Below are 26671 nucleotides of genomic sequence, written 5' to 3'. Positions count from 1 at the left end.
AGACGCGGCCCGTAACCCGGGCTCCCATCGAAGAGGCAGAATCCAGCCTCTCGGACGTCGGCCAATCCGTGGCAAACACCGATAACGATCCAAACCGAGCGTAACACCAGACTTCTGCAGCAGCCTGCTAGATCTCGATCTCGGTCCCCACCTCCACCACCTGCCGGGTCGGAACGCCGAAGAAGGCGCCTGTGCGCTCGGCGTTTCGCTGCATGAAGGCGTAGAGGCTCTCGCGCCAGGGCTGCATGCCACGGTGGTCGTTCTTCGGGATGATGGTCTCGTGGCCGATGAACACCGTGAGGTCGTCGAGCATCTGCGGCGGCAGCCGGCGGTGCTCGACGGCGCAGGCCAACCCGTCGGGGATCGAGGCGTCCTCCATGAAGCCGTAGCGCAGGGTCACCCGGTAGAAGTCGGGGGCCAGGATCGTGACGTGCCCGCGCTCGTCCCGCGGCACCGTCGGGGTCTCCTCGTACTGGGCGCAGACGATCAGCACCCGCTCGGGGAGGGCATGGCTGCGCTCGACGAAGCGCGACAGGTGCAGCGGGATGCCGTGCGTCGCCGCCGACAGGAACACCCCGGTGCCCCGCACCCGGACGAGGTCGCGGTGCTGGAGCCCGGCGAGGAACGCGTCCTCCGGCTGCCGCAGGCCGGCGCGCGCCTCCTCGACGAGCTGGTTGCCGCGCCGCCACGTCAGCATCATCAGCGCGACGATGCCGGCGAGGACCAGCGGAAACCAGCCGCCCTCGAACAGCTTTACGCTGTTGGCCCCGAGGAAGACGAGGTCGATCACCAGGAAGAAACCGTTCACCGCGAGGATCGCGACGAGGTTGTAGCCCCACTTGCGGGCGATCAGCGCGGCGAGCAGCGTGGTGATCGCCATCAGCAGCGACACGGCGATGCCGTAGGCGCCGGCGAGGGCGTCCGAGGATTCGAACACAACGACGGCGGCGATGGTGGCCGCCGCGAGCAGCCAGTTCACCGCCGGCACGTAGATCTGCCCGCGCTCCTCGGATGCCGTCTGGACGATGTGCATCGGCGGTAGGAAGCCGAGCTGGACCGATTGCTGGGTGAGCGAGAAGACGCCCGAGATGATCGCCTGCGAGGCGATCACCGTGGCCATCGTGGCGAGCCCGATCAGCGGGTAATGCGCCCAGCCCGGCGCGAGCCGGTAGAACGGGTTCTCGATCGCATCGGGCGAGGCCAGCAGCAGCGCGCCCTGGCCGAAATAGTTGATCACCAGCGCCGGCAGCACCAGGGCGAACCATGCGATGCGGATCGGCCGGGCGCCGAAATGACCGAGGTCGGCATACATCGCCTCGCCGCCGGTGACGGCGAGGAAGGCCGCGCCCAGCATCGCGAAGCTGACGTGCCAGCCGGCATGGAACAGGAATTCCACCGCCTTCAGCGGGTTGGCGGCGGCCAGGATCTCCGGCTTGTGCAGGACTCCGCCGAGCCCCATCAGCGTGAGGACGAGGAACCACAGCAGCATCACCGGCCCGAAGATCTTCCCGATGAAGGCGACGCCCTTGCTCTGCACCAGGAACAGCGCGACGAGGATCGCGATGGTGATCGGCACGACGTAGCGGCCGAGCGCGGGAGCATCGACTTTCAGGCCTTCGATCGCCGACAGCACCGAGATCGCCGGGGTGATCGCGCCGTCGCCGTAGAGTAAGGCCGCGCCGATCAGCCCGACGACGAGCAGCAACGCCTGCCACGAGTGCGGCTTGGCGTGTCGGGCGCCGAGCAGCGCCAGCATCGCGACGATGCCGCCTTCGCCGCCGTTGTCGGCCCGCAGGATCAGCACCGCGTACTTCAGCGAGACGATCAGGATCAGCGCCCACAGGATCAGCGAGACGGCGCCGACCACCGCGATCGGGTCGGCGTTGCCGCCGCCGCTCGCGGCGCGGACCGCCTCCTTGTAGGCGTAGAGCGGGCTGGTGCCGATGTCGCCGTAGACGACGCCGAGCGCGCCGAGCAGCAGGGCGGGGCGGAACCCCTGCGCGGCGGAAGGCTTCGCGCCGCCCTCCGCGCGGTCATGACTTTCGCTCACCGGGCGCCCTCGTCGTTTCTTGGCGCGACGCTAGCAGGCGCCGGTCGCCCGTCCATCGGAACCGTGCGCCGTGGCCGACGATCGCGAGGATGTGTGTCGGCCGGGCGTCAGACCAGGGCGGCGAGCGCGTCGGGGCAGGGCGCGTCGCGAGCGATCACGATCACCGGCACCTCGACATGGCGGCCGATCGCCTCGGCGACCGTCTCCGGCGGCGTCGGGGCGCCGGGGCTCTCGTTGACGACGATCGCAAGCACGGGCACGTCGGCGGCGCGGCAGGTCTCGTAGGCCGTGAGCGTGTGGCTGATCGCCCCTAGGTAGCTGCCCGAGACCAGGATGGCGGGGCAGGCCAGCGACCAGAGCCAGCCGAGGCCGGTCGCCTCCTGGGTGACCGGGCTCATCAGGCCGCCGACGCCCTCGATCAGCAGCGTGCCGGCCTCGGCTTCCATCCGCTCGAGGCACCAGGCGACGACCGCCTCGAGTTCCAGCGTGCGGCCCTCGAGCGCCGCCGCCTGGTCAGGGGCGAGCTCCGCCGCGTAGCGCCAGGGCGAGCAGGCCGCGACCGAATTTTCCGACACTGCGACGCCCTGCGCCGCCAGAAGCCACGCCGTGTCGCTGTCCGCGAACCCGGGGTCGCCCACCGGCGGCACGCCGCTCGCGACGGGCTTCAGCGCCCGCACGTCACGCCCGTCGGCCCGCAGCCGCCGCACGATCGCCGACGTGACGTAGGTCTTGCCGATCTCGGTGCCGGCGCCCGCGATGAAGACGGTCGTCATGGATACCCGCTGCGATTCTCCCTTTGCCGCAGAGGCGCAGGGAGAATCGCCCTCTCAGGCCGAGTAGCTGCCGTGGCAGTGCTTGTACTTCTTGCCCGAGCCACACGGGCAGGGCTCGTTGCGGGCGACGCGGCCCCAGGTGGTGGCGTCGTCGGGGTCGCGCTCCAGCACGGCGCCGTCGGCCGAGAGCCCCTGCGCCGCGTAGCCGTAGGCCGGTCCGCCGCCGCCGTCGCTGCCGGAGCCGCGGCCGTCACGGGCCATCTCGTTCTCGCCGGTGACCGGATCGAGGTGCTGGGCGAACATCTGCGGCAGGCCGGGGGACTGGCCGAACGGGTTCGCTTGCGCCTCCGGCTCCTGGAACATGATCTCCACGCGCGAGAGCTGGCTGGTGACCTGCTCGCGCAGCTGCGTGACGAGGCCATTGAACAGGTCGAAGGCCTCGGACTTGTACTCGTTCAGCGGGTCGCGCTGGGCGAAGCCGCGCCAACCGATCACCTGCCGCAGGTGGTCGAGGGTCACGAGGTGCTCGCGCCAAAGGTGGTCGAGGGTCTGGAGAAGCACCTGCTTCTCGATGTAGGTCATCACCTCGGCGCCGTTCTTCTCCGAGCGCGCGGCGTAGGCGGCGTCGGCCGCCTTCTTCAGGCGCTCGCGCATCTCCTCGTCGGCGATGCCCTCTTCCTTCGCCCAATCCTCGATCGGCTCCTGAAGGTTCAGGACCTCGGTGACGCGCTCGCGCAAGCCCACCACGTCCCACTGCTCGGCGTAGGCGTTCTCGGGGATGTGGGTCGCGACGAGGTCGTCGATCGTCGCCTGGCGCATCTCCTCGACGGTCTCGGCGACGCTGTCCTGGCCCATGAAGTCGCGGCGCTGCTCGAACACCACCTTGCGTTGGTCGTTCATGACGTTGTCGTACTTGAGCACGTTCTTGCGCATGTCGAAGTTGCGCGCCTCGACCTTTTGCTGCGCCTTCTCGATCGCCTTGTTGATCCAGGGGTGGATGATCGCCTCGCCCTGCTCCAGGCCGAGCTTCTGCAGCATGCCGTCCATGCGGTCGGAGCCGAAGATCCGCATCAGGTCGTCCTGCAGCGACAGGAAGAACTTGGAGCGGCCGGGGTCGCCCTGGCGGCCGGAGCGGCCGCGAAGCTGGTTGTCGATGCGGCGCGATTCGTGGCGCTCGGTGCCGATGATGTAGAGGCCGCCCGGAAGCGCCTTCTTGCGGCCGGCCTCGGGGTTGGCCGGCTCGCCCGACGCCAGCACCTTGGTGCGGTTCTCGGCGATCTCGGCCTTGATCGCGGCGACCCGGGCGTCGCGCTCCGGGCCGTCCTCAAGCCCGGCGAGCTCCTTCTCGACGCGCATCTCGACGTTTCCGCCGAGCTTGATGTCGGTTCCGCGGCCGGCCATGTTGGTGGCGATGGTGATCGCGCCCGGCACGCCGGCCTCGGCGACGATGTAGGCCTCCTGCTCGTGGAAGCGGGCGTTCAGCACCGCGAAGCGCTTGGTCACGCGTCCCTCGCGCGCTGCGGCGTAGACGTCGGTCAGCGCGTTCGGGTCGGAATAATCGAGCAGGGTGAAGCCGGCCTTCTTCAGCAGCTCCGCGATCAGCTCCGACTTCTCGATCGAGCCGGTGCCGACGAGGATCGGCTGGTGGCGCGCATGCGCCGTCTCGATCTCCTCGATGATGCCGGCGTACTTTTCCTCGACGGTCCGGTAAACCTGGTCGTCCTCGTCGACGCGCTCGACCTCCTTGTTGGTCGGGATGTCGACGACTTCGAGCTTGTAGATCTCGGCGAACTCGTCGGCTTCGGTCGAGGCCGTGCCGGTCATGCCGGCGAGCTTGTCGTAGAGCCGGAAGAAGTTCTGGAAGGTGATCGAGGCCAGCGTCTGGTTCTCGGGCTGGATCGTCACCCGCTCCTTGGCCTCCAACGCCTGGTGCAGGCCCTCCGAGTAACGCCGACCCTGCATCATGCGGCCGGTGAACTCGTCGATGATTACCACCTCGTCGTTCTTGACGATGTAGTCCTTGTCGCGCGTGAACAGGGTGTTGGCGCGAAGCGCCTGGTTCACGTGGTGGACGATGGTGACGTTGTGGCCGTCGTAGAGGTCGCCCTCCTTGAGGATGCCGGCGTCGCGGAGCGCATCCTCGATGAACTCGTTGCCTTCCTCGGTGAGCGAGACGGTGCGCTGCTTCTCGTCGAGGTCGTAGTGGGCCGGCACCAGCATCGGCATCAGCGCGTCGACGGTGACGTAGAGCTCCGAGCGGTCGTCGACCGGGCCTGAGATGATCAGCGGCGTGCGCGCCTCGTCGATCAGGATCGAGTCGACCTCGTCGACGATCGCGAAGTTGTGCCCCCGCTGCGCCAGCTGGGACATCTCGTACTTCATGTTGTCGCGCAGGTAGTCGAAACCGTACTCGTTGTTGGTCCCGTAGGTGATGTCGCAGGCGTAGGCGTCCTTGCGCTGCTCGTCGTCGAGGCCGTGCACGATCGTGCCGACGGTGAGCCCGAGGAAGCGGTAGACCTGCCCCATCCACTCGGCGTCGCGGGCCGCGAGGTAGTCGTTGACGGTGACGACGTGGACGCCCTTGCCCGACAGCGCGTTCAAGTAGACCGGCAGCGTCGCGACGAGAGTCTTGCCCTCGCCGGTCTTCATCTCGGCGATGCCCCCCTCGTGCAGCACCATGCCGCCGATCAACTGCACGTCGAAGTGGCGCTGGCCGAACACCCGCTTGGCCGCCTCGCGCACGGTGGCGAAGGCGGGAACGAGGATGTCGTCGAGGCTCTTGCCGGCGGCGAGTTCCGCCTTCAGCATGTCGGTGCGGGCGCGCAGGGCCTCGTCGGACAGGACCTGGATCTCGGCTTCGAGTTCGTTGATCGCGGCGACGCGGGGACGATAGCCCTTCACGCGCCGGTCGTTCGACGAGCCGAAAATCTTCTTGGCGAGGGCACCGAGCATCGTGAACCTGCAAACGGGAAAGCCCGTCTGCGGTCTCCCGCAGACGGCTGGCCTTGGCTGAGTTGGTCGGGCTTATAGAGGTAAATATCGCAGGCCGCATCTAAAAGAGGCCGGCGCGCGATGGGCTGCGCAGAGGCGCCTCACAGTGCAGCCCCGGCCCACGCTCGGCGACCCGGTGCGCTCCGGCGTCGGACCCGCGGCTTCAGTTGATCTCGCAGAACCCGGCCCCGGCGCCGACGACGCGGCCCGGCGGGCACCAGGGGCCGGCGACGCGCACAGGGGACCGGGACGGCTTCGCAAGCTGCGACGTGTTCGGCAGCGTCACCGGAGTCAGCCCGGAGACCGGGGCGGGCGCCTCCGGCGTGGGTCGCGCCGTTGCGATCATGGCTGCGGCGCTGGCGGACGCGGTTGCGACGGGCAGCGGGATGGCGGCGGCCGCGATCCGCTGGGTCGCGTGCGGCGGGACCGGAGCCGGCGTCGCCGCGGCGGCGCTGCCGACGCCGAGCCGCAAGCGGAACCCGCGCGCCTCGGCAATCGAGGGCGTCGCCGCCAGCGCGCAGGCAGCCGACGCCGCCAAGGCGATCCATCCGATCTGCGAGATCCTGCGCATCCGTGCCTCCATCGATCGGGCAAGCCTGCCGCGGAGCGCGTTCACGAAAGCTCAAGAAACAGAGTCAACGCATCCGGCGCCTTCGACCGGACGGACGGCGTGACGCCGTCGCGAACACGCGGCCGCCTTTGCGGACTTCCTTTGCGCCTTGCCTTTGGGCGTCGCGCGATCCACCTGTCTGCCCGATTCCCGCGGCTTCCGACGCCGCTTCCTCGACGCCTCGTGCGACGACGTCCGGCCCTCGGCCGCGGCGGGTCGGGGCGAAACACGCCAGGAACGCCAACGCCATGTCGAAGACCCACACCCTCAGCGGCGCGAGCGCGCTCGCCCTGGTGCTCGCGCTCGGAGGCGCCGCCATCGCGCAGACGCCGACGCCGGCGGCCCAGCCCTCCGTCGCCGCCTCGGTGCTGCCGTCGCCCGACAGCGTCGTCGCCAAAGTCAACGGCATCCCGGTCACCGCCGGCGACATCGCGGTCGCCGCCGAGGACCCGGCCCTGTCGCTGCCGGGCGTCGACGACGCGCAGAAGAAGGGCCTGCTCGTCGATTACATGCTCGACCTGAAGGTCGGCGCGCAGGCGGCCGACGCCGCCAAGATCGGCGACACGCCGGACTTCAAGCGCAAGCTCGCCTACTTCCGCGACAAGCTCCTCCTCGACGAGTACCTCGAGCGCGAGGCCCGCAAGGCCGCGACGCCGGAGGCGGCCCGCGCCCTCTACGACCAGTCGGCCAAGCTGATGAAGCCGGAGGAGGAGATCCACGCCCGGCACATCCTCGTCGAGAACGAGGCGGACGCCAAGAAGATCGCCGCGCGGATCAAGGGCGGCGAGGACTTCGCCAAGGTCGCCGCCGAGACCACGAAGGACGCCGGCTCGAAGGCCGAGGGCGGCGACCTCGGCTGGTTCTCGAAGGACCGGATGGTGAAGGAGTTCGCCGACGCGGCCTTCAAGCTGCAGCCCGGTCAGGTCTCCGATCCGGTGAAGTCGCAGTTCGGCTGGCACGTGATCAAGGTCGAGGAGAAGCGCAACAAGCCGGTCCCGACCTTCGAAGAGCTCAAGGAGCAGATCGACCAGGCGCTGATCCGCAAGGCGCAGCAGGACCTGATCCTGAAGCTGCGCGCGGACGCGAAGGTCGAGCGCTTCGACGAGAACGGCAAGCCGATCGCGGCCCCGGCGCCGACCCCGGCCCCCGAGGAGCCGAAGAAGCCCTGAGGCCCGGTGCCGCCGGTCGCGTCCGCGCGACCGGCCCCCGTCTAGTTCGGCGCAGCGAACAGGTAGGCCGATTCCGCCGTGGTGGTCTGAGCCTCGGGCAGGATGCCGAGCGCGGTCAGCTCGTTCGTGCGCCGGTTTGACGCCAGGATGTCGAGCACGGCGATCACGAGCCAGGGACAGGCGATACCGATAAAGAACGCCATCTCATCACCCTTGCGGACCGGGGCTATCCGGACCTTTGCGGACCCGGGCTGCCCGGCGTCGAGAGCGCGATGATAGCCGCGCGCCGAAGCTTCGCAAGATGGCGGGCGAGCTGACGGCCCGACACGCCGGCCACGATGCCCGGACGGGCCGGGCGGTCAGACCCAGCCCTGAAGCTCGCGCCGCACCACGGTCTCGATCACCTTCATCCCGAGGTCGCTGTCGTTGAGGCAGGGGATGTAGGCGAAGCGCTCGCCGCCGTTGTCCTCGAAGTAGTGCCGGTTCTCGCCGTCGAGTTCTTCCAGCGTCTCCAGGCAGTCGGCGGTGAAGCCCGGCGCCACGATCGCCATGCGCTTCACGCCGGATTTCGCGAGGGTCTGCACGGTCTCGTCGGTGTACGGCTTCAGCCATTCCTCGTTGCCGAAGCGCGACTGGAAGGTGGTCCGCATCCGCTCGGTCGAGAAGCCCAGCTCCTCGCGGATCAGCCGCCCGGTCTTCACGCACTGGCAATGGTAGGGGTCGCCCTTGAGCAGGTAGCTCTTCGGCACGCCGTGGAACGAGGTGAGGATCACCTCCGGCTCGAAGTCGAGCTTGGCCAGCCCCTCGCGGATCGAATCGGCCATCGCGCGGATGTAGACCGGGTCGTCGTGGTAGGGCGGCGAGACCCGCACGGTCGGCTGCCAGCGCATCTGCATCAGCGCCTTGAACGCCTGGTCGCAGGCGGTGGCCGAGGTCGCGGCGGCGTATTGCGGGTAGAGCGGCACCAGCAGGATGCGGTCGCAGCCCTGGTCGAGCAGCGCCTGGATCCGCAGGGAGACCTCGGGCTTGCCGTAGCGCATCGCCCAGTCGACCACCACGCTGTCGCCCATCGCCGCCTGCAGCCGCTCGGCCTGGCCGCGGGTGATGGTCTTGAGCGGGCCTTCGTCGCGCTCGTTGTTCCAGACGCTCGCGTAGTCCTTGCCCTTCGGGCCGGGACGCTTGGTGAGGATGATCAGGTTGAGCAGCGGCCACCAGATCAGGCGCGGCACCTCGATCACCCGGCGATCGGACAGGAATTCCTTCAGGTAGCGGCGCATCGGCCAGTAGCTGGTCCCCTCCGGCGTGCCGAGGTTCATCAGCAGCACGCCGACGCGGCCCCAGCGGACCGGGGGGTGCTCGGCCGGAAGCGTGCCGGAGCCGGCGGCGCGCTGCGGCTCGACGGAGGTGACGGCCGACAGGGATGTCGGTGCGACGCGTTCGTTCATGGTAAGGTTCTCGGCCATGGCGGCCGCTTCCTGTCCTAGAGCCGCCGGGGGCGCGGCTTCGTGGGGCCGCGCGGCCGCACGACGGCGCTGCGGTTGTGCGGGATCGGATATCTAACTAGAGCACGAAGCCTGCCAGCGAAGATCCGGCCGACGAGAGCGCGACATGCAGTCTCCCCGCTACTTCCTGAACCACTTCATGCCGTTCACCGGCTACCCCTACACGGGGGCGCCCACGGCCTGCAATCTGTGCGGCTCGACCGAGAGCGTCACCGTCGCCGAGACCGACCGCCGGCTGAAGACGCTGAAGTCGATCGCCTGCGCCGAGTGCGGCCTGATCCGCACCGACCCGATGCCGACGCCAGCCGAGCTGGCGGATTACTACGCCCACGCCTACCGCGCCGACTACCAGCTCGCCTTCGCCGGCGGCCCGCCGCGCGTGCACCTCAAGCGCTCGGCGCGCGAGGCCGCGTTCCGGGCGGAGTTGCTGGCGCCGAAGCTCGTGCCGGGCGCGCGCCTGCTCGATTTCGGCTCCGGCTCCGGCGAGTTCCTGGCCGCCGCCCGGGCGCGCGGCTGCGAGGCGATCGGCGTCGAGCCGGGCCGCGACTATTCCGCCTACGCCCGCACGACGCACGGCGTCGAGGTGCTGGACGACGCGGGCGACGACCGGTTCGAGCCTGGTACGTTCGACGTGATCACCACCCACCACGTGATGGAGCACCTGCGCGACCCGGCCGACGTGATGGAGCGGCTGGCCCGCTGGCTCAAGCCCGACGGCGTGCTCTACGCCGCGGTGCCGAACATGGCCGCCACCGGCAAGCCGCCGCACGAGCGCTTCCACTTCGCCCACGTCCACGGCTTCGTGCGCGACACCTTCGACCTCACGGCCCGCCGCGCCGGCCTGGTGCCCCATACCGGGTACTGGCGCGAGGACACGACGGTGGTCTACCGCAAGACCGACGCGCCCCCGGTCGCGATCCGCTCGCCGGGCCTCGCCCAGCGCCTCGCCGAGGAGTTGAAGCCGATGCCGGCCGCGGCCTACCTCGCGTCGGGCGCCTGGATCTGGCCGATGGTCCGCCGCAACGCCAAGGCCGTGCGCGAGACCTTCTCGAACCGATAGCGGGCGTCGCGCGCGCGTCACGGGACGCGGCGTAGGGCAAGCCATCCGCCACGGTCGAGCCGCGCCATGCCCCCACCCAATCGCCGCCAGACCTTCGGCCTCGGTGCCGGCCTGGCCGCCGGGCTGGCGACGCCAGCCCGCGCCGCCGAAGCGTCGCCCGAGCCGACGCTGACCCTGCTCCTGGTCAACGACGTCTACCTGATGGGCGAGGTGGCCGGCCGCGGCGGCTTTGCGCGGCTCAACGCCATCGTGAAGGCCGAACGCGCACGGGGCGTCCCCGTGCTCTACGTTCACGCCGGCGACACGCTCTCGCCCTCGCTGATGTCCGGCTTCGACAAGGGCGGCCACATCGTCGACCTGCTCAATATCGCGGCCCCCGACGTGTTCGTGCCCGGCAACCACGAGTTCGACTTCGGGCCGGAAACCTTCCTCGAGCGCATGCGCGCCGCCGCCTTTCCGTGCTTTGCCGCAAACCTCCGCGACGGGGCGGGCGGCGCGATCCCGGGGATCCGCGACCGCACGATCCTGACGCTGGGCGGCGTGCGCGTCGGGATCGTCGGCATCGCTTTGGCATCGACGCCGGAGAAGTCCCAGAGCGGCGACCTGCGCTTCGGCCCCGAACTCGCGACCCTCGCCGAGCAGGAGAAGGCGCTGCGCTCCGAAGGGGCGGACCTCGTCGTCGCGGTGACCCATACGGCGCGTCCGACCGATCTGGCGATGCTGGAGGCGGGCTATGCCGACATCGTGCTGTCCGGGCACGACCACGACCTCGTGGTGCATTACGACGGCCGCCGCGTGCTGGCGGAGTCGAGCAGCGACGCGCACTACGTCACCGCCATCGACCTTTTTGCGACGATCTCGGTCCAGGGAGAGACGCGCGCCGTTTCCTGGCGGCCGAGCTTCCGCATCCACGATTCGAGCTACGTCGTGCCCGATCCCGAGACCCTGGCGTTGGTCCGGCGGCTGGAAGCCGACCTGTCGCGCCGGCTCGACGTGCCCGTCGGCGAGACGGCGCGCCCGCTGGACAGCCGGATCGCCGCGGTGCGCGCCCGCGAGGCGAGCTTCGGCAACCTCGTCGCCGACGCGCTGCGCGAGGCGACGCAGGCCGACGTCGCGGTGATGAACGGCGGCGGCATCCGCGGCAACCGGCTCTACCCGGCCGGGACCGTGCTGACGCGGCGCGACATCCTCACCGAGCTTCCCTTCGGCAACACCATCGTTTCGGTGGCGATCACCGGCGCGCAGGTCCGCGCCCTGCTGGAGACCGGTCTCGGCGAGTTCGGCCGCCCGGCCGGTCGCTTCGTGCAGGTCTCGGGGCTGACCGTGCGGGTCGACCCCGACGCGCCGGCCGGCGCCAGGATCGTGTCGGTGCAGGTCGGCGGCGCGCCCCTCGACGAGGCCCGCTTCTACCGGGTCGCGTCCAACAACTTCCTGTACGAAGGCGGCAACGGCTACGGCATGCTGGCGCAAGGGCGGACGTTGGTCGGCGCGACCGATGGCGGGCTCGTCGCCAACGCGGTGATCGACTATGTCGCCCGCCACGCGCCGATCGCCGTGCGCGAAGGCGAGCGCATCCTGGTCGGTCGATGACGAAGCTTTCCGCCTCCGCAGCCCTCGCCGACTTCCGGGCGAGCGGTTCCCCGTGGCTCGCTCTGCCGTTCTTCGCCGGCGGCGCGGCGGACGCGGTCGCGGCGCGCGTCGACGAACGCATCGCGGCGGGCGCGGAGGTGCTGCCGGCGCCCCAAAACATCTTCGCCGCCCTGGCGCTGACGCCGCTCCCCGAGGTGAAGGTCGTGATCCTCGGGCAGGACCCTTACCCGACGCCGGGGGACGCCAACGGCCTCGCCTTCTCCTATGTCGGCGCGAGCCGCCTGCCGGCCTCGCTCAAGGTGATCCTCGCCGAGGTCGAGCCGGACAAGGCGACGCGTGGCGACCTCACGCCTTGGGCGCGGCAGGGCGTTCTGCTCCTGAACAGCGCCCTCACCGTCGAGGCCGGCCAAGCCGGCGCGCATCTCCGCTACGGCTGGGCGGCGCTCGCCGACGAGGCGGTCGCGGCGGTGTCGGCCCGCGCGACGCCCGCCGCGTTCCTGCTCTGGGGGGCGCAGGCGCGGGCGCGCGCCGCGCTGGTCGACCGCGACCGCCACGGCGTGTTCGAGAGCGGGCACCCATCGCCGCTGAACCGCGCCCGCGACTTCCCGGGCTCGGCCCCGTTCGGACGCGCCAACGCCTGGCTCGCCGAGCGCGGACTAGCGCCGATCGAATGGCGCCTGCCCTGAAGGCTACTGGGCCGGCTTCGGCGCAGGCGCCGGCTCGGCGGGCTTGTCGGCACCGGGGGCGGGGGCCGCGTCGGCGCCTGCCGGCAGCAGCACGTTCTTGGCGACCGTGCCCTCGGGGCCGTATTCGCCGGCGACCGCGAGGCAGGCCTTCTCGCGGTTCTGCGCCATGTCGTTCGACATCAGCGCGAAGATCGACTGCACCCGCCCGCCGAACGGGCCGCGCGGGCTGACGTCGGCCGAGCGGGTGCCCTGCTTGACCAGCAACGCCTCGAAGGTGTCGGTGCCGATGCGGTAGCCGCAGACGTTCGAGGCCGCGAAGATGTAGGCGGCGAATTCCAGCGCCCGCGGCGCCGGCGCGTTGCGGATCTGCGCCTCGGCGGGCACCGCAGCGAGGGTGGCGGTCAGCAGGGCGGCCGAGGCGGCCAGGGTTGCGAGCAGGCGCATGGGCGTAGGTTTCCTCGATGTCCGGGCGACGACTTCTTGCGAGTCTCTGAGAGGGGCGGGATACGCCGAACGGTGAGCGCCGCACAGGGGGACCGACCCGGCGGATTGCCTCAGGACGATCACGGCAAAGGCCGCCGCAAAAAGACGGTTAAGCGTTACCTGCGTTGCAATCGTGCCGTGCACTGCCAGCGCAGCATTGGGCATTCCGCCCCCTTGTCCAGCACCAGACGGTCGCAGGACCTGTTTCGACTTGATCACGCCCGGCGCGCTCATGCGAAGCCTACTATTAACCGGTGACGCGCAGATCGGAGTTCGACCTCTTCCGCACAGAGCCGGACCGGACGCCGCATGCACTTCGCCCTCGACCGCCGCGCAGAACCAGATCCCGCCTTCGCCCCGCCCCCCTTGCGCCTGGCGGATGCCGGCGGAACGCCCTCGGGCGAGCGCCGCAACCGCTACGCCCGCTGGGCCCTGCATGAAGGCCTCGGCGAGGGCGACGTCGTCGCCCTGCTGATGCGCAATCAGCCCGACCTGCTGGCGATCTGGCAGGGCCTCGGCTCCGTCGGCGTCACCGTGGCGCCACTCGACCTGACCCTGCGCGGGGCGGCGCTCGCCCGCAGCCTCGACGCGATCGGCCCGCGCCACCTCTTCGTCGATGCCGGCCTCGCGGAAATCCTGTGCGGCGTGCAGGGCCTCGTGTCGGTGCAGCCGCTGGTATGGTGGCACGGCGGCGCCGACTTCGCCCGGATCGACCTCGAGATCGCCGAATACGACGACGCCCCGCTCGACCCGCAGGAATCGGCCCCGCGGCGCGCCTGAGAGATCCGCGAAACCCGGCGAGACCGTGTTAGGTTGGGAAACCACCGACACGGGAGCCACGGCATGTCCTCCACCGCGACGCAGACCGCACGCGCCGACGCGCCGCTTCTGCTGCGCGAAGATGCCGGCGGCATCGCCACGCTGACGCTGAACCGTGGCCCGGCGCGCAACGCGCTTTCGCTCGGGCTGATGGCGGCGCTGCAGGACGCCCTCGACGCGATCGCCGAGGACCGGGCCGTCCGCGTCGTCGTGCTGCGCGGGGCCGGCCCGGCCTTCTGCGCCGGGCACGACCTCAAAGAGATGCGCGCCCATCCCGGGCGCGAGGCAGCCGCCGAGGTGTTCCGCGCCTGCTCGCGCCTCATGCTGGCGATCACCCGGCTACCGCAGCCGGTGATCGCCCAGGTGCACGGCATCGCCACCGCCGCCGGGTGCCAGCTCGTCGCGACCTGCGACCTCGCAATCTGCGCCGACGACGCGCGCTTCGCGACGCCCGGCGTCAACATCGGCCTGTTCTGCTCGACGCCGATGGTCGCGCTCTCGCGCGCCGTGCCGCGCAAGGTCGCAATGGAGATGCTGCTGCTCGGCGAGCCGGTGGACGCCGCGGAGGCTTTCCGCATCGGCCTCGTCAACCGCGTGGTTCCCGCGGCCGACCTCGACGCGACGGTGCGGGCGACGGCGTCCCGCATCGCCGAGAAGTCGGCGCGGGTGCTGGCGATCGGCAAGGAGGCCTTCGGCCGCCAGGAGGAGCTCGGCCTGGAGGAGGCCTACGCCTACGCCGCCGAGGTGATGACCCGGAACATGATGCTTGCCGAGGCCGGCGAAGGCATCGACGCGTTCCTGGAGAAGCGCACCCCGATCTGGCCGGCGTGAGGCCTCAGCCGCGCCCCGCGGGGCCGGGGAAGCGGCGCGCGAACCAGTCGCGCAGCACCGCGCGCTCGTAGTACAGGCCGCCCGTCGCAAAGCGCGGGTTCGCCGTCAGCATGAAGTTGATGTCGGTGGCGGTGTCCTCGCCGCTGGCGACCACACGCCGGCCCCGCCGCAGCGCGTAGGCGAAACGGATCCGCGGGGGCGTCGAATCCTGGACCACACGCAGCCCACCCGGGGTGCCGAAGCCCGGCCGCTCGTATCCGGCGAGGTCGATGTCGAGGACGGTGACGTCGAGGCTCTCGTCCGGGCCGAGGCGCCGGCTGCCGAGTTCCTGGAAGATCCGCGTCATCTCGGCGAGCGTCGTGCGCAGGCTCCGGCCCGACGCGCCCCAGCGGTCCTCGGCGTCGGTGAAGCGCTCGGGCGCCACGTAGCGCACGCCGACCTCGGCGACGGCCGGGCCGGCGAGCGCCAGCCCCGCCAGGGCGGCGAGCGCGAGACGCCTCATTGCTTGGTGCGGTTGATCACCGCCAGCAACGCCCGGGCGACCGGCTCGGTGACGTTGCGGCGATACTTGCGGTGGACCAGCTGACCGTTGTGGTAGACGTCGTGCTCGACGTAGAGCCGCTCGCCGTCCCAGCGGACGATGTTGTCGGTCTCGGTGGTTTCCTCGACGCCGAGGTCGTCCCGAAGGATCGCGCTGCCGGTCTGGGTGAACATGCGCAACTCCTCGCACTTCGATCGGGGATCGCCAGCGCGGACGATCCCTCCGTCGAGGGCCACAATAGGCAACCGACGCGGACTGCGCCAGTTCTCGCGACGGCTCCCGAGGCTGCGACGCCTGACAGGCGACCGCCGGTCTCGCTCCCAACCAGATCAACGAACCGTGACCTGATCCTTGATCTTGTCGTAGGTGGCGCGGCTGAGCACGCGCTTCGACAGCAGCTGGTCGACCGAAGCGTAGGGCCGCCGCTGGATGATCGCCCGCCCGATGCTGCCGCCGCCGCGCAGACCGTTCAGATCCGCGACCGACGCGGTGTTGAGGTCGACGAGCGCCAACGCCCTCGGGCCGGCGGTGTCGGCGGCCGCGTCCACCTCCGCCCGCCCGGCAGGCTGGGAGGCGTCCAACTCGGGGGAGACGGTTCGCGGCTCAGGGGGCGTTTGCGGGACGGCGGGTGCCTCGGCCGTCGGCTGAGGCGCGGGCGTCGGCATGGTTGCCGGCGCAGGCATGGGAGCGGGTGCAGGCGGACGTGCCACGGCCGTGTCGCGCCGCGGCGCCGTCGAGGGCACCGGCACCGGCGGCCCGACCTGTCGCGGCGGCGGGGCGGTCGCCGCGGGCGGCGTCGCGACGGGCCGCTCGTCCACGGGGGCTGCGCCGTGCGGCAAAAAGTACTGGACCAGGGCGGCGAGGCAGCCCGCGACGACCAGCAGAAGCGAAATCCGCAGAATCGCCGAACCGCTCAGCATCTCCTCTCCCATCCCTGTGATTTTTCAAACTCTTGCCAGGATAGGGACTTCACGCTGCTTGAGCAAAGCGCGGCGTCGACGATCGAGGCGTCGTCAACAGGTGTCGGGGCCAAGACATCACCATCGAGACATCGCCTTCCGACGACGCCAACGGCGGGAACTTGATCGAACGTCCCGCCGGGGGCCGACGCGCATCCAGCCTCTGGCATCGACGCCGGGTCCTCGGCGGCCCATACCGGCCGGAATGCCGACCACCCGTCTCGACACCGTCCTCGCCGCCCCCGTCGCCGCGGCGCGGCGCCATCTCGCCGAACGCTTCGGATCGGTGCGCTACCTGCCGGCCCTGTTCGCGCAGGTGCGCGCCGCGAGCCCGCGCCTGTTCGCCGCAAGCCTCGCCCTGCGCCTCGTCGGCGCCGGCCTCCCGGTGGCGACCCTATGGCTCGCCAAGTTGATCCTCGACGCGATCGTGGCGGAGCACGCCCGGCCGCGCGCCACCCCGATGAGCCTCGACGCGTGGCTCTCGGACCCGCACCTGTCGCGGCTCGCCGCCCTCGTGGCCGCCGAGCTCGCGCTGGCGATCCTCGCCGACCTGATCGGCCGCCTGAGCACGCTCGTGGACGGCTTGCTCGGCGACCTCTACTCCAACGCCGCCTCGCTGCGGCTGATGCGCCATGCGGCGGCCCTCGACCTCGCCCAGTTCGAGGACAGCGCGCAGCAGGACCGGCTCGAGCGGGCGCGCCGGCAGGTCACCGGTCGCACCAGCCTGATCGGCCAGGTGTTCGGGCAGGGGCAGGCGCTGGTGACGCTGCTGTCGTTCGCGGCCGGCGTCGCGGTCTACACCCCCTGGCTGATCGTGCTGATCGCGGCGGCCTTGATCCCCGCCTTCCTCAACGAGGCGCACTTCACCCGCGCCGGCTACCGCCTGGCCTGGATGCGAACCCCGGAGCGGCGGCGGATCGACTACCTGCGCTACCTCGGCGCCAGCGTCGAATCGGCCAAGGAGGTCAAGCTGTTCGGCCTGAACGGCTACATCACCGACCTCTATGCCGGCTTGGCCGACAAGGTGGTGGCCGACAACCGCGCCTTAGCGATCCGCCGCGCCGGCTGGGGCGGCGCGTTCGCCGCGCTCGGGACGCTGGCCTACTACGCCGCCTACGCCGTCATCGTCTGGCGCACGGTGGCGGGCGGCTTCTCCATCGGCGACCTCGCCTTCCTCGCCGGCGCCTTCCAGCGCCTGCGCGGGCTGATCGAGGGCCTGCTGATCGGCTTCACCCAGATCGCGGGCCAGTCGCAGTACCTGGAGGACCTGTTCTCGTTCTTCGCGATCGAACCGTCGATCCACTCGCCCGACCGCCCCGTGCCCATGCCGGCGCCGATCCGGCAGGGCCTGACGTTCGAGGATGTCGGCTTCCGCTATCCCGGTTCGGAGGCCTGGGCGGTGCGGCACCTCAGCTTCACGCTGGCGGCCGGCGAGACCCTGGCGCTCGTCGGCGAGAACGGCGCCGGCAAGACCACCATCGTCAAGCTGATGACCCGTCTCTACGACCCGACCGAGGGGCGCATCCTGCTCGACGGCCTGCCGCTGCCGGCCTACGACCTCGACGCGCTGCGCGCCCGCATCGGCGCGATCTTCCAGGACTTCGTCCGCTTCGACCTCACCGCCGGCGAGAACGTCGCCGTCGGACGGATCGAGGCGCGGGACGATTCCGAGCGCATCGGCCGGGCGGCGGTGCGCGGCCTCGCCGACGCGGTGATCGCGCGGTTGCCGGGCGGCTACGACCAGCCTCTCGGCAAGCGCTTCGACGGCGGCGTCGACCTCTCCGGCGGCCAATGGCAGAAGATCGCCCTGTCGCGCGCCTACATGCGCGACGCCGAGATCCTGATCCTCGACGAGCCGACGGCGGCGCTCGACGCGCGCGCCGAGTACGACGTGTTCCGCCGCTTCCGCGATCTCAGCGCGGGCCGGGCGGCGGTGCTGATCTCGCACCGCTTCTCCACCGTTCGGATGGCCGACCGCATCCTCGTGCTGGAGGACGGCAAGGTGCTCGAAGCCGGCACGCACGACGCGCTCCTCGCCCGCCGCGGCCGCTACGCCGAGCTGTTCGAGCTCCAGGCGGCCGGCTACCGCTGATCCGGCTCGGCATTGCTCCGGACCTGGCATTGCTCCGCGCCCGGCACCCACTACCTGCAGCCTGCGCCTGCGCCTGACTTTTCACCTCGGCGGTCGCCGCCTCGGGAGTTTCCACGATGCCACGTCACGCCACCGCCCTCGTCGCCGCGCTCCTCGCCGGCGCGGCCTGCTTCGGCGAAACGGCGCACGCGGCGCCGGCGACCCCGGATGCCGCGACCAAGCCGGCGCCCGAGAGTCCGAAGTCCCAAAAGCCCGAGCCGGTGATCCTCGCCAACCATAAGGCGGTCTACGACCTGTCGCTGGCCTCCAGCGGCGGCACGCGGTCGGTCGAGAGCGCGCGCGGGCGCATCGTCATCGACTTCAAGGGCGACGCGTGCCGCGGCTACACCATGCAGACGCGGCAGGTGACCGTGCTCGAATCGGGCGAGAGCGGCGGCCGCACCTCGGACCTGCGCAACACCACCTTCGAGGGCGGCGAAGCCCACGACTTCCGCTTCCGCACCGTGACGGTGCTGAACGGCCAGCCGAGCCCGGCCGTGGACGGCACGGCGGATGCGAACGGCGACGCCTTCAAGATCCGGCTCAAGGAGCCGAAGAAGGAGCAGGTCTCGGCCGCCGGCCCGGTGCTGTTCCCGAGCCTGCACATGCGCCGCCTCGTCCAGGCCGCGCGGGCGGGCGAGACCACGATGTCGGCGAAGGTCTTCGACGGCTCGGACGACGGCAAGAAAGTCTACGACACCCTCGCGATCATCGGGCGCCGCGCCACGGGGCCGGCGAACGCCGCGGCGTCCGACCGCGACAAGCCCCTGCACGAGGGCGCGATGGCCACCGTGCCGCACTGGCCGGTGACCTTGAGCTACTTCACCCAAGGGGAGGGCGAGCGCACCCCGATCTACACCCTGACCTTCGACCTCTACGAGAACGGGGTCAGCGGCGCGCTCAAGCTCGATTACGGCGACTTCGCCATCCTGGGCGACATGACCCGCCTCGACCTCGACAAGGCGCCGGACAAGCCCTGCGCCCCGTGAGCGGCGCGGCGGCGCCTGTCAGAACTCGTCGGAGCCGCGCGGGGAGAGCCTTCCCCACGCCGCCGCGATCCGCTCGGGCTTGACGTCGAGCCCCTTGGCGCAAGCGAGCAGGACACCTTCGTCGCCCATGACGTGGTCGAGGACGCCGGCCAGGAACGCCGGGTCGGACAGCGACGCCCGCACGGTCTCGGGCGACAGGCCGGTGGCGTTCAGGAACGGGAACAGCCGGTCCTCGTCGGCGACGATCCAGCCGAGCACGTCCACGGCCAGGTTGTGGTCCGCGCCGGTGGCTCGCCCGGACCCATCGTCTTGAAGTGATTTGCGATTCATCAACATCTGGCGCTTACAAAGGAGGGAAGTCGGGTAACGTCCCGTAAAGGACGCGCGGCGGCACCGGGATCGAAGCGTGATGAAGAAGACGGTGCTCATCGTCGAGGACAACGAACTGAACATGAAGCTCTTCAACGATTTGTTGGAGGCCCATGGCTATGCGACCCTCAAGACGGCCAACGGCATCGAGGCGATCGAGCTCGCCCGCGCCCACCATCCCGACCTCATCCTGATGGACATTCAGCTCCCCGAGGTCTCGGGGCTCGAAGTGACCAAATGGCTCAAGGAGGACGACGACCTCAAGCACATTCCGGTCGTCGCGATCACCGCCTTCGCCATGAAGGGCGACGAGGAGCGCATCCTCGAAGGGGGCTGCGAGGCCTATTTGTCCAAGCCGATCTCCGTCGCGAAGTTTTTGGCAACAGTTCGCACGTATCTTGCCGACAAGTAGGGTTCGGATCGAGCCCTCGCCGGCGCCTTCGATCGCCCGCTGAAATTTTGTGCGAGGAACGATGTCGGCCCGCGTCCTGATCGTCGACGACCTCTTCCCGAACGTGAAGCTTCTGGAGACGAAGCTCGCGCTGGAATATTTCGACACCGTCGCGGCCATGAACGGCCCGGACGCGATCGCGATCTGCGAGAAGGGTCTGTGCGACATCGTCCTGCTCGACGTGATGATGCCCGGCATGGACGGGTTCGAGGTCTGCCGCATCCTCAAGAACAACCCGCTCACCGCGCACCTGCCGGTGGTGATGGTCACGGCCCTCGACCAGCCCTCGGACCGCCTGAAGGGCCTCGACGCCGGCGCCGACGACTTCCTGACGAAACCGATCGACGACACCGCCCTGTTCAGCCGTGTGCGCAGCCTCGTTCGCCTCAAGGCCGTCACCGACGAGCTACGCAGCCGCGCGCTGGCCTCGCGCGAATACGGCATGGGCGACCCGCTGGCGCTCGCGACCGCCGAGACCGGCCTCAACGCCAGCCTGCTGCTGGTCGAGGACCGGCGCGGCTCGGCCGAGCGGATGGCGGCGGCGCTCGGCCAGTACCACACGGTCACGGTCGAGGCCGACCCGCAGGCGGCGATCCACGTGGCGGCCGAGGGCAACTTCGACCTCGTGCTCGTCAGCCTCGACCTCGAAGGCTTCGACGGGCTGCGCCTGTGCAGCCAGCTGCGCAGCCTGGAGCGCACCCGGCAGGTGCCGCTGATCATGGTGGCCGAGGCGCATGACCGCGCCCGGATCGTGCGCGGCCTCGATTTCGGGGTGCACGACTACCTCCTGCGCCCGGTCGACCGGAACGAGCTGGTGGCGCGGGTCCGCACGCAGATCCGCCGCAAGCGCTTCTCCGAGGTTCTGCGCAGTGCCGTGCAGGCCTCGATGGAGATGGCCGTCACCGACGGGCTCACCGGCCTGCACAACCGGCGCTACCTCGACAACCACCTCGCCGGCCTGTTCGCCGATCCGCGGCTGCGCGAGCGCCCGGTGGCCGGGCTGATCCTCGACATCGACCACTTCAAGGCGATCAACGACACATACGGCCACGAGGCCGGCGACGAGGTGCTGCGCACCTTCGCCGACCGCGTGCGCCTACACACCCGCACCATCGACATCGTCGCCCGCTACGGCGGCGAGGAGGTGGTCATCCTGCTCCCCGACGCCGGGCTCGCCGAGGCCTACGCCATCGCCGAGCGCATCCGCGAGCGGATCGAGGGCACGCCGTTTCAGGTTCACCGCGACACCCGCAGCGTCGCCGTCACAGTCTCGATCGGCGTCGCGAACCGGCGGCCCGAGGATGTCGGCCCCGGCGAGATGCTGAAGCGGGCCGACCTCGCGCTCTACCGCGCCAAGGCCTCGGGCCGGAACCGTGTCGAGGCCCAGGCGGCCTGACACCTGCCGACCTCGGCCGAGCCGCCTCCGCTCGCCCCGACGTCGCCGCACCGCCGGTTGACACCCGTCCGCGCTTCGCCAACACCTCGCGCCGTTCGCGGCCGGGGCCGCCGGCACCTGCACCCGCGGCCGCTCCGGCCTTCGGATGGGAGTCCTGTGACGACGATGGCGGCGATGCGCTCCTACCTCGATTTCGAGAAGCCCGTGGCCGAGCTGGAGGCGAAGCTCGAAGAGCTTCGCGCCGTCGGCGCCCGCGACGGCGCGGTCGCGATCAGCGAGGAGGTCGGGCGGCTGGAGGCGAAGGCGGCGCAGGCGCTCGCCGAGATCTACGCCAACCTCACCCCCTGGCAGAAGACGCAGGTCGCCCGGCATCCGCAGCGCCCGCATTTCGTCGATTACTGCGCCGGGCTCATCGAGGAGTTCACGCCGCTGGCCGGCGACCGCGGTTTCGGCGAGGACGCGGCGATCGTCGGCGGCATGGGACGCTTCCGCGGCCGTCCGGTCTGCGTGCTCGGCCAGGAGAAGGGCGCGACCACCGAGACGCGCCTGCGCCACAACTTCGGCATGGCGCGGCCCGAAGGCTACCGCAAGGCGGTGCGCCTGATGGAGCTCGCCGACCGCTTCGGTCTGCCGGTGCTCGCCTTCGTCGACACCGCCGGCGCTTTCCCCGGGATCGAAGCGGAGGAGCGCGGGCAGGCCGAGGCCATCGCCCGCTCGACGGAGGCTTGCCTCGGCCTCGGCGTGCCCAACGTCGCCCTGGTGATCGGGGAGGGTGGCTCGGGCGGCGCCATCGCGCTCGCCACCGCCAACCGCGTCTTGATGATGGAGCACGCGATCTACGGCGTGATCTCGCCGGAGGGCGCCGCCTCGATCCTGTGGCGCGACCAGGGCCGCGCGCCCGACGCCGCCACCGCGATGAAGATCACCGCGCAGGACCTGATGCGCCTCGGCATCATCGACACCATCGTTCCCGAGGCGACCGGCGGCGCCCACCGCGACCGCTCAGGCGCCATCGCGGCCGCAGGCGACGCCCTGGCCGGCGCGCTCGCCGAGTTCGACGGGGTTGGCGCCGACGAGATCCGCGACCGGCGCGCCCGCAAGTTCCTCGAGATCGGCCGGCGCCTGTGAGCGGTCAGGAACCCGGCGGCCCCTACGGCACCGGCTTCCTGCGCGGGCTCGGACGCAGGCTCGGCGGTCTGCTCGCCAGCGAGCGCGAGCCCGGCCTCGTCAACCACGTCTCGCTCGGCGCCCACTGCCAGATGGCGCATGTGCTGAAGACGCTCGGGCTGCGCACCTGGTCGGGGCCGTTCGACTGGATCTTCACCATGCCGGGAATGGTCCGCGACTGCCTCGCCGACGACTTCGCCGACCTCCTCGACCGGACCCAGCTCGAGACGATCCCCCTGGCCGAGCGGCAAGGCGAGGGCATCTGGCGCGGACGCCACAGGCTGTACCGCGAGCGCCACGGCCTCGAATGCGTGTTCAACCACCACGACCCGGCCGCCGACGACGCCGACTACCGCTTCCTTGCCGACGGCGTCCGGCGCCTGCGGATCGCTTTGGCGAACCCCGCCGCCGAGAACCGATTCTGGCTGCTGACGCACCTCCATACCCCGATGGATGTAGTACAATCCATCTGCGACGCTTTGGCACAGTCTGGGTCACGGAACCATTTAACGTTTTTGCAACACCTGCCGGGGGCGTGCGAACGCCGCGTCGTCACCGGCGAGGCGACGCGGCCGGACCTGCGTTGGCTTGCGGTGGAAACCCCTTCCGCATCAATCGGTTTGCGGCTCGCCGAGCCTGCCGACGACGCCTTCCTCGTCGACGTGATCGCGGCGGAGTCGCGGCGCCCGGTGCCGCCATCCCCGTGATTCCCACGTTGGCCGTGCAGGGCAGGGCGGCGGGACGCCGATCCTTGCGGTAACGGAGGGGTAAGTTTACCAAAGCTAGAGAGTGGGGGAGTGACGCACGACGGTTGCCGCCAAGGCCCGCGCGCGGTGTGTTCGAGGACGAGGTTCCCCCATGGCTGTGCGCCGGTTCGCCGTTGCAAGTCTCGATCGCGCGTCCCGTTTGCTCGCGCCCGTCGTCGTCGCGGCCGCCCTGACCCTCGGCGGCTGCCAGGACGGGATGATCAACGGCGCCTCGACGCGCTCGCTGACGCCGATCCCGCCGCAGACCTTGTCCCTGATGCAGACCAAGGGCATGCAGCAGGGCGATCCGATCCTGATCCGCGCCTACAAGAAGGAAGCGGAGATGGAGGTGTGGAAGCGCGGCACCGACGGCCGCTACGCGCTCCTGAAAACCTATCCGATCTGCCGCTGGTCGGGCCAGCTCGGGCCCAAGCGCAAGCAGGGCGACCGCCAGGCGCCCGAGGGGTTCTACACGATCACCCCCGCCCAGATGAACCCGAACTCGTCCTACTACCTGTCCTTCGACACCGGATTCCCGAACGCCTACGACCGGGCGAACGGCAGCACCGGCAACTACCTGATGGTCCACGGCACCTGTTCGTCGGCCGGGTGCTTCGCGATGACCGACGCGTCGATGTCGGAGATCTATGCCGTCGCCCGCGAAGCCTTCGCCGGCGGGCAGCGCGCCTTCCAGTTCCAGTCGTATCCGTTCCGGATGACGGCCTCGAACATGACCAAGTACCGCAACGACCCGAACGCCCCGTTCTGGCGCAACCTCAAGGAGGGGGCCGACTACTTCGAGGCCCTGCGCGACGAGCCGAAGGTCGGGGTCTGCGGCACGAAGTACGTGTTCGGCGGCGCCGACGCGGCGGCCGGATCGTGCACGCCCAAGGTCGACCCGCTGGTCGCCGAGAAGCGCGCCCACGACAACCACGAGATCGCAGAGCTCGTCGCCAAGGGCACGCCGGCGACGCGAGTGGTCTACGACGACGGCGGCGGCAACCCGGTGTTTCGCGCCGAGCAGAGTACGGCCTTCGCCAACCTGTCCGGCACCGAGACCGAGCTGCCCTACAGCGCCAAAGATTACGGGCGGCACAACCTCGGCGACGTGAGCCGCCCAGAGAGCTTGGCCGCCGGCCCGCGCGAGATCGAGGTCGACGCCAAGGGCCGGCCGGTGATGCTCGCCGCCGCCCCCGAGGCGCCGATCCCGACGAAGGCCGCCGCCGCCCTCGGCAAGGGGGGCAAATCGGATGCGGCCAAGTCCGATACGGGTAAGTCCGATACGGGTAAGTCCGATGCAGGAAAGCCCGGCGCGTTGAAGCCCGAGGCCCGGACGCTGATGGCCAAGCAGCCCGGCCCGGCCGACGACGACGCCAAGGCGACCGAGAAGGCCAAGCCCGTCCGCATCGCGGTCGCCGGCGCGGACGACGACCCGAGCGCCTACCAGAAGCTCCTCGGCAAGGTCTTCAACAAGGAGACCGCGCCGGTCCCGGCGACGCCCACCGCAGACGCGGTGGTGGCCGAGCCGATGAAGGCGGCGGCCCACAACGTGAAGATCGCCCACGTCGCGCCGCGCTCGGTCCACAAGGTGACGACGGCGCTTCGCACGGACAAATCCGACAAGGATTGATCGCCCGTCGACCACCTGAACCGAAGAGAGCCGCCGGTCGCAGGACCGGCGGCTCTCTTCGTTCGCAGAGCGATACTTTTAGAGCAGCGGGCGGTCGCGGTTCATCAGCCAGAGCGCGTGGATCATGCCCGGCAGGCCGAACATCAGCGTCAGCACGATGTTGAGCAGGAACTGCAGGCCGATGCCGTTGGTCACGAGGACGGCGATCGGCGGCAGGAAGATCGCGAGGAGGATGCGGACGAGCGACGACACGGGAACTCCGGGTATGCGGGCGTTGTCGCAGGTGGAACGAAGCTCGGCCGTTTCCGTTCCAGCCCCGGCCAGGGGATCCCCCGGCGTTCCGCGCATGCGCCGGCCATATCCCCGCCGTGAACTCGCCCGATGAGGCGGCCCGCGCGCCTTCCCGTCGAAGGCATCCCCGCGCCGCCGAGGGCGTTCCCCGTGACAGCACCGATCCGGCCCAACCCCCCCGACGGTCAGGCGATCCCGCGCGAGCGTCCCTGGACCGGGCCGGGCTTCGTCGAGTTCGTAGCGATCATCGCCCTGATGATGGCGGTCACCGCGATCTCGATCGACAACCTGCTGCCGGCCTTCCCGGCGATCCAGGACAGATTCGGGGTCAGCGACCCGAACCACCTGCAATGGCTGATCTACGTCTACATGATCGGGTTCGGCGCGGCGCAGATCGTCTACGGCCCGGTCTCCGACGCGCTCGGGCGGCGTCGCGTGCTGCTGGGCACGCTCGCCGTCTACGTCGCAGGCACGCTGCTGGCGATGGTCGCGCCGTCGTTCGGCTGGCTGCTCGCCGCCCGCGTGATCCAGGGGCTCGGCGCCGCAGGCGGCCGGGTGCTCTCGACCGCGATCGTGCGCGACCGCTTCGCCGGGCGCGAGATGGCGAGCGTGATGTCCTTCACCATGATGGTGTTCCTGATCGTGCCGATGATCGCGCCGGCGATCGGCGGGGCCATGCTCGCCCTCGGCTCCTGGACCTACGTCTTCGTCTCGATGCTCGGGCTCGCGGGGCTGCTCGCGGTCTGGTTCACGGCGCGCATGCCCGAGACCCTGCACCCGGAATACCGCCGGCCGCTCTCCTTCGCCTCGACCTGGGACGCGTTGCGCACGACGCTCCGCTGCCGCGTGGCGATCGGCTACGCCACCGCGCTCGGCCTGCTCACCGGCTGCATCATGGGCTATGTCGGCTCGGCCCAGCAGGTCTTCGACACCGGGCTCTACCACCTCGGCGCGCTGTTCCCCCTGGCCTTCGGCCTGGTCGCCGGCGCGATGGGCGCGGCGACCCTGGTCAACGCGCGGGTGGTCCGCCGTCTCGGGATGCGGGCGCTGTCGCATGCAGGCCTCACGGCCTTCGTCGCGGTGGCGCTCGGACAGGTCGCGATCGGGCTCAGCTATCGCGGGCATCCGCCGCTGGTCCTGTTCCTGGCCGTGCTGGCGGCCAACCAGTTCCTGATCAGCTTCGCGATGCCGAACTTCAACGCGCTGGCACTGCAGCCGCTGGGCGCGATCGCCGGCACGGCCTCGTCGTTCCTCGGATTCTACACCACGATCCTCGGGGCGCTGTGCGGCTTCGTGATCGGCCAGTGCTTCGACGGCACCACCCTTCCGATCGCCTTCGGCTATGCCGGGCTCGGCGCCGCGGCGCTCCTGGTGGTGGCTTGGACCGAGCGCGGAAAGCTGTTTCGCGGCGGCGTCTCCGGTTGAGGGCGGCCGCCG

Annotated in this window: 26 protein-coding genes; 15 read left to right on the top strand and 11 right to left on the bottom strand. The window is 70.5% G+C overall.

Annotated elements, in window-relative coordinates; translation table 11 throughout:
* Window positions 1-127: 127 nt before the first annotated feature.
* From FV234_RS08980 to secA, 3 genes are all read right to left on the bottom strand, one after another.
* Window positions 128-1981, bottom strand: coding sequence for a KUP/HAK/KT family potassium transporter (locus tag FV234_RS08980; protein WP_187273624.1), 1854 nt, complete (start codon window positions 1979-1981; stop codon window positions 128-130).
* A gap of 176 nt (window positions 1982-2157) precedes the next feature.
* Complete coding sequence (bioD, locus tag FV234_RS08975) at window positions 2158-2823, bottom strand: dethiobiotin synthase (protein WP_147828789.1); 666 nt, start codon at window positions 2821-2823, stop codon at window positions 2158-2160.
* Window positions 2824-2877: 54 nt separating this feature from the next.
* Window positions 2878-5775 carry a preprotein translocase subunit SecA gene (secA, locus tag FV234_RS08970; protein ID WP_147828788.1) on the bottom strand — a complete coding sequence of 966 codons (2898 nt, stop codon included), beginning with the start codon at window positions 5773-5775 and terminating at the stop codon, window positions 2878-2880.
* 308 nt (window positions 5776-6083) lie between these two features.
* Between secA and FV234_RS08965 the strand changes: the two genes are divergently transcribed.
* On the top strand, window positions 6084-6488 hold the full coding sequence (locus FV234_RS08965; protein WP_147828787.1) for a hypothetical protein: 405 nt from the start codon (window positions 6084-6086) through the stop codon (window positions 6486-6488).
* Window positions 6489-6672: 184 nt separating this feature from the next.
* Window positions 6673-7593, top strand: a complete 921-nt coding sequence (locus FV234_RS08960) for a peptidylprolyl isomerase (RefSeq protein ID WP_147828786.1) — start codon at window positions 6673-6675, stop codon at window positions 7591-7593.
* A gap of 41 nt (window positions 7594-7634) precedes the next feature.
* On the opposite strand, the gene FV234_RS26135 is transcribed toward FV234_RS08960, so the two are convergent.
* Both FV234_RS26135 and hemH read right to left on the bottom strand, forming a co-directional pair.
* Entirely contained in the window at window positions 7635-7796 is a 162-nt protein-coding gene (locus FV234_RS26135; RefSeq protein WP_187273622.1) for a hypothetical protein, read from the bottom strand.
* 156 nt (window positions 7797-7952) lie between these two features.
* Window positions 7953-9038: a ferrochelatase gene (gene hemH, locus FV234_RS08955; protein ID WP_147761600.1), complete on the bottom strand. Its 1086-nt coding sequence runs from the start codon at window positions 9036-9038 to the stop codon at window positions 7953-7955.
* Between the two features lie 163 nt (window positions 9039-9201).
* Here hemH and FV234_RS08950 point away from each other — a divergent pair, with 163 nt between their 5' ends.
* The 3 genes from FV234_RS08950 to FV234_RS08940 all read left to right on the top strand — a co-directional run bounded on the left by FV234_RS08950 (window position 9202) and on the right by FV234_RS08940 (window position 12431).
* Window positions 9202-10155, top strand: coding sequence for a class I SAM-dependent methyltransferase (locus FV234_RS08950; RefSeq protein WP_147754115.1), 954 nt, complete (start codon window positions 9202-9204; stop codon window positions 10153-10155).
* A gap of 66 nt (window positions 10156-10221) precedes the next feature.
* Window positions 10222-11745 (top strand): bifunctional UDP-sugar hydrolase/5'-nucleotidase, encoded by a 1524-nt coding sequence (locus tag FV234_RS08945; protein WP_147828785.1) that lies wholly within the window; start codon window positions 10222-10224, stop codon window positions 11743-11745.
* Entirely contained in the window at window positions 11742-12431 is a 690-nt protein-coding gene (locus FV234_RS08940) for a uracil-DNA glycosylase (RefSeq protein WP_147828784.1), read from the top strand. Before FV234_RS08945 ends, FV234_RS08940 begins: the two co-directional genes overlap by 4 nt.
* Window positions 12432-12434: 3 nt before the next feature.
* Here FV234_RS08940 and FV234_RS08935 read toward each other — a convergent pair whose 3' ends face one another.
* Window positions 12435-12875 carry a hypothetical protein gene (locus FV234_RS08935; protein ID WP_187273621.1) on the bottom strand — a complete coding sequence of 147 codons (441 nt, stop codon included), beginning with the start codon at window positions 12873-12875 and terminating at the stop codon, window positions 12435-12437.
* A 348-nt stretch (window positions 12876-13223) separates the two neighbouring features.
* Here FV234_RS08935 and FV234_RS08930 point away from each other — a divergent pair, with 348 nt between their 5' ends.
* Entirely contained in the window at window positions 13224-13694 is a 471-nt protein-coding gene (locus tag FV234_RS08930) for an AMP-binding protein (protein ID WP_147754117.1), read from the top strand.
* A gap of 63 nt (window positions 13695-13757) precedes the next feature.
* A complete protein-coding gene (locus tag FV234_RS08925) occupies window positions 13758-14564 on the top strand; it encodes an enoyl-CoA hydratase (protein ID WP_147754118.1) in 807 nt (268 codons plus the stop codon).
* Between the two features lie 4 nt (window positions 14565-14568).
* Here the strand turns inward: FV234_RS08925 and FV234_RS08920 are convergent, their stop codons facing one another.
* The 3 genes from FV234_RS08920 to FV234_RS08910 all read right to left on the bottom strand — a co-directional run bounded on the left by FV234_RS08920 (window position 14569) and on the right by FV234_RS08910 (window position 16025).
* Window positions 14569-15066, bottom strand: a complete 498-nt coding sequence (locus tag FV234_RS08920) for a DUF3016 domain-containing protein (RefSeq protein ID WP_147828783.1) — start codon at window positions 15064-15066, stop codon at window positions 14569-14571.
* Window positions 15063-15278 carry a hypothetical protein gene (locus FV234_RS08915; RefSeq protein ID WP_147754119.1) on the bottom strand — a complete coding sequence of 72 codons (216 nt, stop codon included), beginning with the start codon at window positions 15276-15278 and terminating at the stop codon, window positions 15063-15065. Before FV234_RS08915 ends, FV234_RS08920 begins: the two co-directional genes overlap by 4 nt.
* Before the next feature lie 156 nt (window positions 15279-15434).
* Window positions 15435-16025 (bottom strand): helix-hairpin-helix domain-containing protein, encoded by a 591-nt coding sequence (locus tag FV234_RS08910; protein WP_147828782.1) that lies wholly within the window; start codon window positions 16023-16025, stop codon window positions 15435-15437.
* Window positions 16026-16269: 244 nt separating this feature from the next.
* On the opposite strand from FV234_RS08910, the gene FV234_RS08905 reads away from it, so the two are divergent.
* Complete coding sequence (locus FV234_RS08905) at window positions 16270-18156, top strand: ABC transporter ATP-binding protein (RefSeq protein WP_147828781.1); 1887 nt, start codon at window positions 16270-16272, stop codon at window positions 18154-18156.
* A 116-nt stretch (window positions 18157-18272) separates the two neighbouring features.
* Window positions 18273-19184 (top strand): cell envelope integrity EipB family protein, encoded by a 912-nt coding sequence (locus tag FV234_RS08900; RefSeq protein WP_147828780.1) that lies wholly within the window; start codon window positions 18273-18275, stop codon window positions 19182-19184.
* A gap of 18 nt (window positions 19185-19202) precedes the next feature.
* Here FV234_RS08900 and FV234_RS08895 read toward each other — a convergent pair whose 3' ends face one another.
* Window positions 19203-19448, bottom strand: a complete 246-nt coding sequence (locus FV234_RS08895; protein WP_246686145.1) for a DUF3572 domain-containing protein — start codon at window positions 19446-19448, stop codon at window positions 19203-19205.
* Window positions 19449-19593: 145 nt separating this feature from the next.
* Between FV234_RS08895 and FV234_RS08890 the strand changes: the two genes are divergently transcribed.
* From FV234_RS08890 to FV234_RS08870, 5 genes are all read left to right on the top strand, one after another.
* On the top strand, window positions 19594-19965 hold the full coding sequence (locus FV234_RS08890) for a response regulator (protein ID WP_147753907.1): 372 nt from the start codon (window positions 19594-19596) through the stop codon (window positions 19963-19965).
* Between the two features lie 61 nt (window positions 19966-20026).
* Entirely contained in the window at window positions 20027-21400 is a 1374-nt protein-coding gene (locus FV234_RS08885; RefSeq protein WP_147828779.1) for a PleD family two-component system response regulator, read from the top strand.
* A 174-nt stretch (window positions 21401-21574) separates the two neighbouring features.
* Entirely contained in the window at window positions 21575-22528 is a 954-nt protein-coding gene (locus FV234_RS08880) for an acetyl-CoA carboxylase carboxyltransferase subunit alpha (RefSeq protein WP_187273623.1), read from the top strand.
* Window positions 22525-23274, top strand: coding sequence for a DUF1796 family putative cysteine peptidase (locus tag FV234_RS08875; RefSeq protein ID WP_147828778.1), 750 nt, complete (start codon window positions 22525-22527; stop codon window positions 23272-23274). The genes FV234_RS08880 and FV234_RS08875 overlap by 4 nt, the downstream gene beginning before the upstream one ends.
* Window positions 23275-23425: 151 nt before the next feature.
* Window positions 23426-24943: a murein L,D-transpeptidase family protein gene (locus FV234_RS08870; protein ID WP_246686144.1), complete on the top strand. Its 1518-nt coding sequence runs from the start codon at window positions 23426-23428 to the stop codon at window positions 24941-24943.
* 78 nt (window positions 24944-25021) lie between these two features.
* Here the strand turns inward: FV234_RS08870 and FV234_RS08865 are convergent, their stop codons facing one another.
* A complete protein-coding gene (locus FV234_RS08865; RefSeq protein WP_147761587.1) occupies window positions 25022-25195 on the bottom strand; it encodes a YqaE/Pmp3 family membrane protein in 174 nt (57 codons plus the stop codon).
* 189 nt (window positions 25196-25384) lie between these two features.
* On the opposite strand from FV234_RS08865, the gene FV234_RS08860 reads away from it, so the two are divergent.
* Window positions 25385-26659: a multidrug effflux MFS transporter gene (locus FV234_RS08860; RefSeq protein WP_246685498.1), complete on the top strand. Its 1275-nt coding sequence runs from the start codon at window positions 25385-25387 to the stop codon at window positions 26657-26659.
* Window positions 26660-26671 lie beyond the last annotated feature (12 nt).

This window comes from Methylobacterium sp. WL8, assembly GCF_008040045.1.
In the GTDB taxonomy this organism is placed as follows: domain Bacteria; phylum Pseudomonadota; class Alphaproteobacteria; order Rhizobiales; family Beijerinckiaceae; genus Methylobacterium; species Methylobacterium cerastii.
Note: the sequence above shows the minus strand (reverse complement) of the source record. Positions and strands in the feature narration are given on the sequence as shown.